Source organism: Ruminiclostridium papyrosolvens DSM 2782 (assembly GCF_029318685.1).
In the GTDB taxonomy this organism is placed as follows: Bacteria; Bacillota; Clostridia; order Acetivibrionales; family DSM-1351; genus Ruminiclostridium; species Ruminiclostridium papyrosolvens.
In genome coordinates this window covers 1,257,313-1,270,726 of sequence record NZ_CP119677.1, presented here as the reverse complement: position 1 = coordinate 1,270,726, position 13,414 = coordinate 1,257,313, and the positions used below count along the sequence as shown (strand labels likewise).

13 protein-coding genes are annotated in these 13,414 nt (G+C 35.0%); 1 reads left to right on the top strand and 12 read right to left on the bottom strand.

Annotated elements, in window-relative coordinates; translation table 11 throughout:
* Positions 1–10: 10 nt before the first annotated feature.
* The 6 genes from P0092_RS05610 to P0092_RS05585 form a co-directional block, all read right to left on the bottom strand.
* Positions 11–1,795 (bottom strand): coiled-coil domain-containing protein, encoded by a 1,785-nt coding sequence (locus P0092_RS05610; RefSeq protein ID WP_004617015.1) that lies wholly within the window; start codon positions 1,793–1,795, stop codon positions 11–13.
* A gap of 168 nt (positions 1,796–1,963) precedes the next feature.
* Positions 1,964–2,287 (bottom strand): LytTR family DNA-binding domain-containing protein, encoded by a 324-nt coding sequence (locus tag P0092_RS05605; protein ID WP_276187217.1) that lies wholly within the window; start codon positions 2,285–2,287, stop codon positions 1,964–1,966.
* A gap of 243 nt (positions 2,288–2,530) precedes the next feature.
* Complete coding sequence (locus P0092_RS05600) at positions 2,531–4,516, bottom strand: cellulose biosynthesis cyclic di-GMP-binding regulatory protein BcsB (protein ID WP_004617014.1); 1,986 nt, start codon at positions 4,514–4,516, stop codon at positions 2,531–2,533.
* A gap of 4 nt (positions 4,517–4,520) precedes the next feature.
* Positions 4,521–5,822: a glycosyltransferase family 2 protein gene (locus P0092_RS05595; protein ID WP_004617013.1), complete on the bottom strand. Its 1,302-nt coding sequence runs from the start codon at positions 5,820–5,822 to the stop codon at positions 4,521–4,523.
* 1 nt (position 5,823) lies between these two features.
* The gene (locus P0092_RS05590) at positions 5,824–6,510 is read right to left on the bottom strand and encodes a hypothetical protein (protein WP_276187101.1); all 687 of its coding nucleotides are present in this window, start codon (positions 6,508–6,510) and stop codon (positions 5,824–5,826) included.
* 25 nt (positions 6,511–6,535) lie between these two features.
* Positions 6,536–7,411 carry a diguanylate cyclase domain-containing protein gene (locus P0092_RS05585; RefSeq protein ID WP_004617011.1) on the bottom strand — a complete coding sequence of 292 codons (876 nt, stop codon included), beginning with the start codon at positions 7,409–7,411 and terminating at the stop codon, positions 6,536–6,538.
* Positions 7,412–7,670: 259 nt separating this feature from the next.
* Here P0092_RS05585 and P0092_RS05580 point away from each other — a divergent pair, with 259 nt between their 5' ends.
* Positions 7,671–8,774: a glycoside hydrolase family 113 gene (locus P0092_RS05580; protein WP_004617010.1), complete on the top strand. Its 1,104-nt coding sequence runs from the start codon at positions 7,671–7,673 to the stop codon at positions 8,772–8,774.
* Between the two features lie 26 nt (positions 8,775–8,800).
* On the opposite strand, the gene P0092_RS05575 is transcribed toward P0092_RS05580, so the two are convergent.
* The 6 genes from P0092_RS05575 to mtnK all read right to left on the bottom strand — a co-directional run bounded on the left by P0092_RS05575 (position 8,801) and on the right by mtnK (position 13,395).
* Positions 8,801–9,322, bottom strand: a complete 522-nt coding sequence (locus P0092_RS05575) for a GNAT family N-acetyltransferase (RefSeq protein ID WP_004617009.1) — start codon at positions 9,320–9,322, stop codon at positions 8,801–8,803.
* Between the two features lie 19 nt (positions 9,323–9,341).
* Complete coding sequence (locus P0092_RS05570; protein ID WP_004617008.1) at positions 9,342–9,755, bottom strand: GNAT family N-acetyltransferase; 414 nt, start codon at positions 9,753–9,755, stop codon at positions 9,342–9,344.
* 121 nt (positions 9,756–9,876) lie between these two features.
* Positions 9,877–10,248: a nuclear transport factor 2 family protein gene (locus P0092_RS05565; RefSeq protein ID WP_004617007.1), complete on the bottom strand. Its 372-nt coding sequence runs from the start codon at positions 10,246–10,248 to the stop codon at positions 9,877–9,879.
* A gap of 19 nt (positions 10,249–10,267) precedes the next feature.
* The gene (locus P0092_RS05560; protein ID WP_004617006.1) at positions 10,268–11,065 is read right to left on the bottom strand and encodes a class II aldolase/adducin family protein; all 798 of its coding nucleotides are present in this window, start codon (positions 11,063–11,065) and stop codon (positions 10,268–10,270) included.
* Positions 11,065–12,153: an S-methyl-5-thioribose-1-phosphate isomerase gene (gene mtnA, locus P0092_RS05555; RefSeq protein ID WP_004617005.1), complete on the bottom strand. Its 1,089-nt coding sequence runs from the start codon at positions 12,151–12,153 to the stop codon at positions 11,065–11,067. The genes P0092_RS05560 and mtnA overlap by 1 nt, the downstream gene beginning before the upstream one ends.
* Positions 12,154–12,165: 12 nt before the next feature.
* Entirely contained in the window at positions 12,166–13,395 is a 1,230-nt protein-coding gene (mtnK, locus tag P0092_RS05550) for an S-methyl-5-thioribose kinase (RefSeq protein WP_004617004.1), read from the bottom strand.
* Between the last annotated feature and the right edge of the window lie 19 nt (positions 13,396–13,414).

Genomic DNA, 13,414 nt, shown 5'->3' with positions numbered 1-13,414 from the left:
TCCGCCTGCCTTAACTTTTTTTGTTTTCAATTAGTGATTTCTGCTGTTCTAAGTCAGCAATTACTTTTCCAGACTCCAGTAAGTTCTTGTTTAACATCAGTTCCATGTTTTTTGCCAGTTCAGGCGCCTTTTTTAATGCTTCTTCAATCGTAGGAGACTGTTTCAGGTATTCCACGGCTTTTTTTTGTGCTTCACCTGCAGTAATCAAGTATTCTCCGGACAATCCATTTATGGCTACCCATTGACACATATATCCCAAAAATTTTCTCATAAACTGTAGTGATTTATATTCTTGTATTCTTTCCTCGGTACTAAAGCCGGAATCCGGTGCTGTCAAGTCCTTTATAGTTTGCTGAAAACTTTGCTCGGTCATTTTTTTGCAAAAGGACGACATCTGGTCCCAGAATAAACTTGCATTTGTAAGGGTTGCAATGATTTTCCCCAGTGCTTCAACAGCAGCGTGCAAAGAGTTTACGGATACTGTAGCCATACTCTCATCGGCTTTTAAATTCTTTACCGTTTCTGCATACTGTGCCAATGCCACAAGAGATTCTCTTTTTTGTTTTTCAAGATTTAGTTTCTGATTAAGATAGCTCATTTTTTCAGCGTGGATGGATTCTTCTGCATTTGCAGCTGCCTGAGACATTTGTCCTGTACTTTTCGCCAAATTCTGAAGTGAAGTTGCTGCAGCCGTATAGGCGGCTGTAGAATTATTTGATACTTTTTGAAGTTCTTCAATCTTGCTGTCTTCTGCTTTTATATCATCTTTTGCTTTTGTAAGTTCTCCGTTTTTAGTCTCAAGCTGTTGTTTAAGCTTTGCCAGAGTATCCTGATTTTTCTCATTTTCTGATATTTGCTTATTTAATGCTGCTATTTCAGTTGAAAGACTGTCTACACGGTTTTTCTTCTTAGTTTGCTCGTCCTTGGCAGTCAGCAAGTCTTGCTGTGCTTTATCTGAAAGTGCTTTTTTATCATTTGCTTCCTTCTGTGCCTTTGATAATTCCATACTGGATACAGTACCCGATATAGCTGTAGAAACAGGATTTTTTACTGCTACAAATGCACCAAGTCCCGCACTTGCGCAACTGGCGATGGCCGTTGTAATACCCAGTACAAGTGATTTTGTAGCTTCCTTCTCTTCTCTTGCTTTTGCCTCGTCATATCTCTGCTGCATTTCCCCGATTTGAGCCACCAGCTCCTGTTGATTTACCTTTTCGGCTTCCTGTTTTGCTTTCAGCTCTCTTTCAGCTTTTTCAGCTGCCAATTTCTTATCCTGCTCACTTGCCTCTTCTTCAATAGTATTTGAACGCGCTTTGGTTGATCTTATTTGCAGTTCTTTGAACTTTTCAGCCAGGCGGTTTGCGGCAGCTGACATTGTTGAAGATGATTCGGAACAATGAGCAAGTTTTTTTATCGCTATGCTCTCCTTTCCTTGTGTAAGCCATCTGTACATATCACACAGTAGGGTTAGAATATTACCTGTTTCTTCATTAAAACTTGTCATTGTCTCCACGCACTCATTACAGAGTAAGGCAAGGTCACTCTGAATAGATGCAATTTCCGCTTGTATTGTACCCCCTCTCGCACCTGCAACACCATTGTAAGCAACATAAAACAATTCAACCGTAAGATAAAGATTCTCGGTTATATCCTTGAGACTTAATTGATTCAGCACGTTGGCAACTTCCTTCTGAACCAGTAAGTCCTTGTACTCCGGTATTTTACTTAGGTCGTATACCCTACCTTCTATTTCTACTTCTAATGAATCAGGGTTCTTTACTTTAATATCCTGCATTGTAATTTCCTCCTTTTTTATCTAATTTTTTCATATTGATTTATGAATTTATCATCTGGTACAAAAACATTATCTGCGTTTTTGTAAAACATATATGATGTTAATGATGAAATGCAAATTTGGCGTTATGAAGTACAAGAATTTGAGTATAAAAAAATAAGCCGGTGGTTACCAGCTTATTGCCTCCTTGAACATCTTTAAATATTTTCTTCCTACCGGAATAATATTTTTGTTATCCTTAAACTTTAATGCTAAGGTTGAATTAAAGTAAGGAACTACTTCTAATACATTGTTTATATTTACCAGATACCCCTTGTGACACCGAAAAAAGCTCTCTGACACAAGTTTTTTCTCCCAGAATTGGAGTGTATGTGCCACAATATACGTAAAATTATTATCTGCAACCATTTTTACTTCATTGCCATTGGAATAAAAATATAAGATGCAGCTTATATTTAGTAAAAACCTTTTTTCTTCCCGAGATGCAACTATTTTTTTACCTAGTGCACCAAAACTTGCAAAGGTAGTAATCGGACTGTCAGAAGCCTGAGAAATAACTTTTACAGGCCCCTCGTCAATGAAAACATTAATTCTGTCGTTTTTTTAAAATGTTTTCATCAATGTTTAAGCTTAATATCTTTACCATGTTGTTTGTACTCCTTCAAAATTATTATATTGTAATTTTTTACCAATATTAGGTTTTTTAAGCACAAGTGCTAATAAGAATAACTTAACTTATTTCACTTTTTTTAAATACAAGATAAAAATAGTAATGGAAGCACTCAACAATAGCAATAACGCTAATATAATCTCATAGTTTGTTTTTAAAGTTACTTCAACACGTGGTATTGCTTTTGTATCCCCGAAGGTATCAACTATTTTTCCATCCTTTAGCAGTACTGTATCATAAGAACCTATTGCTTTTGAATAATTTTGAATTGTATTATTTAGCTGATTTTTATCATTAGCGGCAATTACAAGCTCTTCTCCCTTTAGTGATAACTCTATTGCTCCTAAAGAAGGTGTATTTTGAATGAACAAATCCCTATTAACAAATTGATTATTATTTGAAATAGGTATTCTCAAATTACTATTCACTTTTTTTATAACTGAACTTGATGTCAAACAGAAAATAGCACCTGCTTTTGCATTATCCTTTGGCACATTTATGTTAAGCTTATTTACTCCTTGCGAAACCCGCCCCAGATAAGATGCTATTTGGCATAGGCTGTCTAAAGATAAATTATTAAAATCATCAACAGTTATGCTTCCATCTACATTTCCATTGGAATCCTGCAACAGTCCCTGAGAATTCAGTAATGAATATTTTGTTCTGTCCTTTAATTCCAGATTAAAATTACTCTTGTAGCTGTCAATTTCAATCCATATATCGCCATAGCTTTGTGCTGTGCAATTTTCAACGTCAGGTTTTAAGTTAAACCTCAAAGAAATGTTAAAGCCTGCATAGTTAAAATATTTTTCAGGGACAGTAAATTCCAGTTTATCTTGAACACTACCTTTGACCAAGCTCTTGCTCATGAATTTTTCTCCGTTTATTGCGACAGTCACATAACCATTTTTATAGTCTATTAATGAGGAATAATTAAATACAAAGGTAAACATATTGTTTTCAGTTAAAGTTTTTTTTGCAGGAATTGTGAAATAATAATTAAACTCCTTTGTTCCATTGCCTATTTGAGATGCATTTTCATAGCCCAAGGAACTTAGGGTCGGCCTTGTATTAAACTTCTCTTTAATGACTATTTTATTATTGTTCAAAACATAGTCTTTTCCCTTTAATTGTGACAAGGATGATTTAGCTTGTAACATCCTGCATAGTGTTTCTATTTGCCCTTCATTTGAAGTTATAAGTATAAAATGATTTCTTGTACCTATTTTTCTTATAGCAATATATCCGTTTTTTTCTGCCTCCTCCCATTCTTTTCGCGAGAGTAATCCTCTATTTAAAGCTTTAATTTGCTCCGCTGTACCAATGACTATTGTCTCTCTTTTAATATCCTTTAAATCTGAATATTTGAGAGTTTTTATGTTTACATCCGTATCTTTATTCTTATGCATGTAGCCAAGCATTGCAGAAATGGAGGAAATCTGGGAATAATTATCTTGTGCTAAATTATCGGGCAAGGCTATGTCTACCTCTTCCTTTGAGCCATTTGAGTAATAAGTATCCTCAAAAATATTCTTTATATCATTACTGTCTTTTCTTGTATAATTAAAGCTGAAAGAAGAATCTTTATCCACAATAACCCAATTTATATCATTATTAAATTCACATTTTTCTCTGGTTGACTTTAAAAAGCCTTGAATGGCAATTGTATTATTACCCTTATATATTAAATAATCCGGAACACGCACCGTTACTATTCCTGAAGCATCAATTTTATTCAGCATGACTGAGTAAGCCTTGTTATTATTAATAAAAATTGAAATTGAAGATATTTCTTTAATAAGGGTTTGGCTTTGTTTTATCTTTAAAGCAACAACAAAATTATTACAGCTCATATTCTGAGGTATATAGAAGCTTTTTTCACTTTGCTTGCTTGTGCTTACCAGAGTGTCAGCCTTCCATTTATAGCTGAAGGTATCAGCATCCAAATTCACGGCTTGAGCTTTTAAAGTATTTACCATTGATATTGAAAAAACTGTAATAGCAAAAATAAATGATATTGTTAATAATACGAATCTTTTATAGCTTTTCATAAAATTAAAACCTTTCTGTTTTGTACCATTTGGCTTCTCTTTTGAAAATACGATCACTAATATAGGAATATGTTGCTTTCAAGGATATAAATATAAATACCTGAGCGTACGTAAAATAGGATACACAGGAAATTAACACATTTTCAGCGGTACTCTGACCTTTATCACTGGCCAAACCCACATTAATCTGCAGCACAAATATTACGTACATCAATAAGAAAGACAAATTAAAGTTAAAATTTACAGCCAGTGAGGTTTGTCCCAATAAATTCAAACCCGGATATATGAAATCAATAACTCCACTAACTATATTGAATAATAAAATCCCATCAGAAATTAAAACAAACAGTAAAAACCATATATAAGTCATCCAATAGAACAAAATATCAAATTTAATTCTCCAAGCCAGACCTGAGAATAAATCTGGAAAATTCTTGAAAACAACGTACAGATTTCCCTTAGCCCATCTAGTTCTTTGCTTGACATATACGGAGAGTTTCTCCGGCTCCTGTTGATAGGCCTCTGCTCTGCTTTCATATGCAATCAGATAATTCCTTTTCATTATTGTGAACCCCAAATCCGTATCCTCCGTAATAGCTCTGGAATCCCATCCTCCTACCTTTTGCAGAATCGTTCTGTTGATTATAAAGTTCGTACCGGGAATTTGCCCCAACTTAAACAGATACCATTTACCCGGGTTTACAATTCTCTGAGAAGCAATAAGCTCTAAGTTTATACATTTCGTCAGAAAATTTCTATTTCTATTTCTGGCTTTATTTCTTCCAAAAACCGCCGCAAATCTTTTGTCCTCAAAGCTCTTTATAATAAGGAATTTGAGGGTATTGCGTTCCGGCGCGGCATCCGCATCAAAAATACAAATCCATTCTCCTTTTGCTTGTTTCAATGCAAGATTCAGAGCATGTGCCTTTCCCCTGCCCCCGTTTTCCTTATTGGTAGTGATTACATTTATTCTTCTTTCGGGACTATTATCCTGTACTTTTTTTATTTGAACTCCTGTAGCATCAGAAGAATTGTCATTTATTACAATTATTTGAATCAAATGCTGGGGATAATTTAATTCCAAAATTCTCTCCAATGTAGAGGCTATAACCTTTTCTTCATTATGAGCCGGTATCATTATGGTAACAGTCGGCAGCCTGTCATTATATTTATCTAGATTAACCTTGTTTTTTCTTTCATGGGCAACATATCCAATTGCGCCGAAAACCAATATTATGTTAATCAATACTGAAGTCCATATGGAAAATATTGATACAATGAAAATAATATAATATACATTAAGCATTTTACTTTCCCCTATTTATAAACATTTCTTGGGACCACTTCTTAAATATTATAATTGCTGAAACAAATATAATTATACTGATGGCAAAAAAAGTAACTGTCACATCGCCTACATAAGTAAAAATCACATAAATCAAGGAAGGACTTTCTAAATAAAATCTGTAGTCTGGTACTTCCAAGGTTAATCCTTGAAGTTCATTCCAGGCTAAAAGCAAAGTACTGATATTAAATTCGTCTCCATTAATAACCAATGCATAATTGTGGTTTTGCTCCTTTTCAAGGTTAACCTCTGACATGGTTTCCAAAGGGTCTTTTTTTATTTTTATTGCACTAAATGAAATATTATTTTGTCCCATATATAAAAGCTTATTTTTTTGTATGTTACATAATCCGTATAGATTCAGCTTATTGGCATAGCCCTGTACAGCAAAATAACTTTTTTCAATTCCATTATTATTCTCAAGGAGAATCCTTAATTTCGATTCCTTTTGGAGACTTTCAAGTACTGCTATAATCTCCTTATGGATATTACTATTTGGATTTATTACTACAAAAACAGGAATTTTCATATTGTCTAAAGCTTTCAAATCTTCACTTAAATCCTTGCTGTCCTTATTTTCAGATACTATATAAAAACACTGTTTTAAGTTCTGACTGTCAGCATTGACTATAGGACTATTTAAATTCATAAATATTAATATGAAAACTCCAATTTTAATTGGCATATTCACTGTAAATATCAACCTCTGTAGCCTTTTGCAAGGCAAGCAGCACCCCTTTGTATTCCTTGAACATATCATGCTTGTCCTTTGAATAGTCTATTCCTCCAGTCTTCAAAACAATATTAACGGCCTCTCCATTTTCATCCTTTATATTGAGCTGTTCCACCCCCTCCAGTATTCTTCTTCTCGCCGGAGCAATTCCCTCACTGGAGGTCAATGGAGTTATTATTACAAATCTGTTGTTGTTGACAATAAATTTATAGTCTTCTTCTCTGATACAATTCTGGATAATTTCCGCTATCTTTTCCAATAAATAGTTGAACTCTTTCGCATCCAATAATGCTCTAAGAGTATCAATAAATTCCAAACGGAACATAATTGCAGAAAAATTGTACTGAGGATATCTGTAGGCCAGATTGCTCTGTTTTGATAAGACTTCTTTAAAAGCAATCTCATTTTCAAGGTTCGTATGCGGGTCCATCTTTAGCTGCATTTCTTCCAGTTCATTTAGCTTAATTAAATCATTTATTACTTTCTTTCTTGTTCTGTTCATATTTCCGGCAACAACAGTTGACAAGGGAACAAAGAACATTAGTATATAGCCTACTAAATTAATATTACTATTACCATTAACGGCATACACAATATAACCCATAATATATACAATTGAAAATACTGCTGCCGGGACAATTCCTGCAAAATAAGAAAATAGAATTGAAATTAATTCAACAACAACTATAGTGAAAAAATCAATAGAAAATTTTTGGGTAATATAAATATTGACAAAAACCAAAAACAATTGAACAACAATAAATGTAATTAAAACAAGGTAAGAAGCCTCGTAGCTTTCCAAGTTTCTTTTATTCATTATAATATCTCCCATTGCAACAAAGTATAATTCATGTTTTATATAATATAGCTGGACAAAATTATCATGCCTCACTCATAATATAAATATGAAACTATTTTCTGTCAATGAAAGAGAAGTTACTAATAAGTAATGCATTTCCATTACTGGTTGTGCTTTACATGATTAAGTTCCTATATATGTGTTTAAACCGGTATTTTATTTGTATTTCGTTATATAATAATTACATAATTTTGGGTCATACTTAAAGAGGAAAACAATGAATAATAAAATAGTCTTAGCAATAATATTAATAATTATATTAACCGGTACATTCTTTATTATTAGAAATAGTAACAGCATTGGAAATCTGGTTAACAATGATATGAATAAACTTGAAGGCAGGACATTAGACAGAAACTTTGCAGTGAAAATCAAATCCGGAAATTTATCTACAGACTATCGAATTGACGAGGCTTTAAGAGAAATTAGTAAATTTGGCTTTAATACCATAAACGTTCCGGTTGTGATAAACATAAAGGATTTATCCTCATCTGCTATGACCATTGACAAAGAAAGTGAAAGAAAAGCAATTGACTTGATTAAAAAATTAAAAGACAAGAATATTAATATAATATTAGAGCCATATCCTTGGATTGCAAATGGCAGTAAATATGAAACCGAGTGGAATCCCGGTGACATAAATACTTTCTTCTGGAATTGGAAAACAAATGTATTAAAAGTATTAATAAATGATGTGGCAGTACCTTATCATGTAGAAGCGTTGAATATAGGAACAGGCTTTAACCATATGGAATATGCAGAGGGATATTGGTGTGATACTGTAGATTTCGTTAAAAAATACTATAATGGATTAGTAACTTACAGAAGCAGTTGGTGGATTACAGCAAAGTGGGATACGTCTTCGGTTAAAAGCTATGAGGCCAAGCTAAATAACAAGCTGTTTTCTAAATTGGACTTTATTTCTATAGCAGCATATTTTGAGCTTACGGATAAAGACACAAATTCCGTCAAGAATCTTGTAAATTCATTACAAAGTACCCAAATATTATCAAGAAATCAAAATGTCAAACAGGAATTAAAGAACTTTCATAATAAGTGGAATAAGCCTGTTTTCCTTGGAGAACTTGGCTTTCCAAAAACCATTAAAGCTTCCGTTCATCCATGGAATCCATATCAAAGTAATACTACAAATAATATGGAACAGGCTAACTGCTTTGAAGCATATAGACAAACCTTTGAAAATGAGCCTTGGCTGCTTGGCTTTTCTGTATTTGCTGTTGGAGAGCATGGTACTGATAAGCGATATTATCCAAGTGATGAGAGTACAACTATAATCAAAGGTTGGTACAGTTTACATTGAGCCGGTGATAAAATCTCTGTTATGGGCTAAATCATATTTTTTTTAAATCTAAAGAAATAACTGCCTATATCAGCCGGCATTCCTCCCAAATTCTCCGGCACATTGGGGTCCCGGTGGAGAGGGTTATAAAACTCAACAATGTGAAAGCCACATTTATTGACATAGAAATGAATATTCCTCTTTTCAAAATAAGGCGTGCATGTTTCCCATACCTTTGTTTCAGGGTGTAAATTTTCTATTGCCTTCCAAATTGCCTGTCCAACGCCAGTTCCCTGACATCCGACTTTAACAAAAAGAAAGTCCAAATGATTATGATATGTAGCGTTATCAACGGTTATGACTGCTCCGCCTGAAACTTCACCGTCAATAATTACCTGATACGCTTCAGCACCCTTGGCATTGAGTGAATCATCTATGTCCTTTTCCGGTAAAATTATTTCCTGGGATGCCCCGCATTCGATTTCGTATCCATATTGAAATGCCTCTTGCATATCTCGTTTAAACATTGCAATGTTTTCTGCTTTAAGTGGAACTAATGTAAGTTTCATATTCATAACCTCATAAATTTTAAAGGGTTTTAGTAAAATAATAACGGCTTCCTGTGACAGGGAAATTCTCCAGTACAAAGACTTCCTTGTAACCATGCTTTTTATAAAACTCAGGTGCTTGAAAACTAAAAGTATCCAAAAAAGAATACTTGCAGCCTCTCTCTTTTGCTGTTTGTTCTGCTTGATTTAAAATATTGCTTCCAATATTACATCTTCTTAGTTCTTCGCTTACCCATAAGTATTTAATAAACACCCAATTACCATGTGTATGTCCGATTAGTCCGGCAACTGTTTTTCCTGTTTCATCTTGCAGATAAACACCTAAATCCTTCGGATTTTTATCTTCTATTCTAGCAGAATTATATTCTAATAACCCTTTATATACAATATCTTCATCTTCTTTTTTTATTTCATCGGTAACCTTGATTTCCATTTTAAATATCTCCTTTCCGGTTGTCAAATTTCCATAAGCTTCTCATGTTGCTACTCAGCAGGCACAAAAAAACCGCAGTTCGGATTTATTTACCAAAACTTGCGGTATAAATTGATAAATGTTATTGAGATACTAAATTTGAATCTTGATTAAATACTACTTTCCAGTTACCATCCTCATTTATCCAAAGTGATGAAACCCTGAATGTCCCAGCCAAAGTGTAATCTTGACAGTCAACTTTCACAATGTAGTTAGTTAAAACCACATTTGGGTTAATTACTTTTACGTCAAATTCACTAAGCTCATAATTACTTATGTTTACGTTCTCCACAATCCTTGCATATTCTGCGCCGATTTCTTTAAATCCTCCGCATATCATCATTGCATCTGCTGAAACTATCTCTCCGAATGAAGCTGAATTACCTGATGCAAAAGCTTCCCACATCTTTTTTTCCATACCTATTACTTTTTCTTGTAATGAAATATCCTTCACAATTCAGGCCCCTTTAATTTTATTTGCTTTTATACTTCTTCATCACAGTATTTGTTACCTGCTCAATTATATCACGGATTAAAAATTCATCAGGTGAATTATCTTCTATTTTATATTCCAAATCCTTTCCCTTTGGCGTACCACCTGTATTGATTCCAAGCTTACGTCGGATTTCAACCAGCTGTGAAATCTGCTTGGAACTGAGTTCATTGGCTTTTCCTATAATATTTCCGGTATACATTAATACCGTGGCATAGTACTCCAGAGACTCAAGTCGGTGATAGGCCTCAAACACATCCTTCCCCCAGGTTACAGCTCCGTGATTTGCCAGCAGTACCGCATTGTACTCCCTGCAATAGGGTGCTATTGAGTCAGGCACAGCCTGACTGCCCGGAGTAGCATAGGGAGCTATGGGTACAGTTCCCAGATTTACTACCGCTTCGGGCAAAATGGCCCTGTCCAGTTCAATCCCAGCAATTGCAAAGGAAGTAGCTACCGGAGGATGTGCATGGGTTACAGCCATTACTTCAGGATTCTCGCTATATACACGAAGGTGCATTTTCAGTTCTGACGAAGGTTTTGTGCTGCCCGATATAACCTGTCCCTCTAAATCCACTTTTACCAGCATTTTGGGGGTCATGTAGCCTTTAGAAACACCCGTAGGAGTTGTTAATATTTCATTTTCACCTGTCTTAATGCTTATGTTACCGTCATTGGAAGCTACAAAGCCTTTTAGGTACATTCTCTTTCCCACTTCAACTATGGCATGTGCGGCTTCCTCATGGGTAAGATATTTAGAGCTGTTCTTCTCCGCCATTATACCATACCTCTTTTACGTTTAAATATTTCTTTTAGTGATTCATTGTAGGGAGCTTTAGCTATACCATACTCAGTTATTATTCCGGTAATGAATTTTTCATCTGTAACGTCAAAAGCAGGATTAAAAACCTTTACATCCTTTGGTGCCATTCTTTTTTCATACCACATTTCAGTAACCTCTTTTGGATTACGTTCCTCAATGCATATATCTTTCCCCGAAGCACAATTCAAATCTATTGTTGAAGTCGGAGCACAGACATAGAAAGGAATATTATAGTTTTTTGCCAATATGGCTACCCCCGAAGTTCCTATCTTGTTTGCAGTATCTCCATTAGCTGCAACCCTGTCGCACCCCACAAAGACTCCTTGCACCCATCCGTTTTTCATAACTGCAGAAGCCATATTATCACAAATTAGTGTTACATCCACACCAGCCTTATTTAATTCATAAGCGGTTAATCTGGCTCCCTGAAGGAGAGGTCTGGTTTCATCCGCAAAAACCTTCAAATTATAGCCCTTTTCCTGACCAACGTATATCGGTGCCAGTGCAGTACCATATTTGGACGTGGCAAGCTGTCCCGCATTGCAGTGGGTAAGAATACCCATATCCGGCTTTAGAAGTGTAAGACCGTATTCGCCTATACTTCTGCACACCCATGTATCCTCTTCCTTAATTTTATGGGCTTCCTTCAACAGCTCAAACTTTATATCCTCCACTGTCTTTTCCTTGTATCTTTTTACACATTCATCCATTCTGTCAAGAGCCCAGAACAGGTTAACCGCCGTAGGTCTGGAGGATGCAAGATACTTTTTGAGACTGATAAAGTCAGTATAAAATTCTTTATACTCCAAAGCTTTTATGGCCTTGGCTCCAAGGTAAATCCCGTATGCCGCTGCAACTCCTATCGCAGGAGCACCTCTTACACGAAGCTTATATATGGCCTCCCAAATTTCTTTCTGAGTTTTTAATCTTAAAAAAACAGTTTCGGAGGGAAGTAAGGTCTGGTCTATAATTACCATTTCACTAGTGGCATCCTCCAACATAACAGTTTCCAAATCATAAACATTCTTTGTGGTATTTGTCATTAGTAACCTCTCCTATCTTGGGAATTCGTATTCCACCTCTTTTAAGGTATTAACAAACTGTTCTCCAAATAAATAGCTTTCACGGTTCTTTATGTAACCCTTTGCAACAGTTATGCAAATGCGTTCTGCACGTAATCTTGCACTTTCATTTTCTATGGAAGTAATGTCCTTAACATGTGCCATACCCACAATACGTCTGCATAGTTCAAGCCCTGCAACCGCTGCAGTATCATGTATTACCTGACTTAAATACCACTGTGAAAATCCGGGAGTTTTTGCCAGAACCTCTTTGGCTTCTTCCTTCCATACTTTCATGAATTTTGCTTTGAATTTATCAATAATTTCACAAATGGTATTCTCAACCCAATTCTTGAAGTTGATACACTCTTCCTCATTGTCCATAGTAGCATCTGCGTTTACCCAAGCAAATATCATGTTTGCTATTATATTACCGACGTCATAACCCATAGGCCCATAAAATGCAAATTCAGGATCTATAATCTTTGTTGAATTTTCATTTACAAAGATAGAACCGGTGTGCAAATCGCCATGAATTAAGGCTTGTGCATTTGTAAGAAAATCAAACTTTAGTTTTGCAACCTCAAGTTTCAGCTCATTATCGTTATAAAGCTCTTTTTTTACCCAATCAAGGTTTGGCAAAAAAACATCATTGCGATGCTTATAATCATTAAAAGGCTCCGTGTACACCAAATCCTCTGTTATTTCACAAAGCTCAGGGTTTGTATAGCTTTTTACGAGTGATTTTTTCTCCTGATGATTCAAAAAAACGTCTGAAGTTAAGAGTAGCGTATTGACCATAAAAGTGGTGATATGTTCCGCAAATTTCGGAAAAATCTTATGTTGAAGAAGTGCTTGTCTCATTATTGTATAATCTGACAAATCTTCCATAGAGCAGCAGCTCAAGGTATCATCATATTTATATACTACCGGTACAAGGCCCGGCGCTAAATCCCCCTGAAATCTGAGAGTTTCTGCCTCAATTCTGTTTCTGTCAGGCGAAAGCTTGAAATCCTCAGAAATTCTTGCAGTAAAACCAGCTTGTTTTATTATCACTGATTTATCAGAATTTTTGTCCCATACTCGAAATACGTAATTCAGATTTCCATCACCTATTTCTTTACTGTCAAGTTCACAATCGCAGCAAAATATACTGAGCTTTTCCGCTGCATATTCAGCCGCATCCGATGGACTCATTAAAAAATATTTATCAAATTTCGACATATGTAATTTTCTCCTTTTG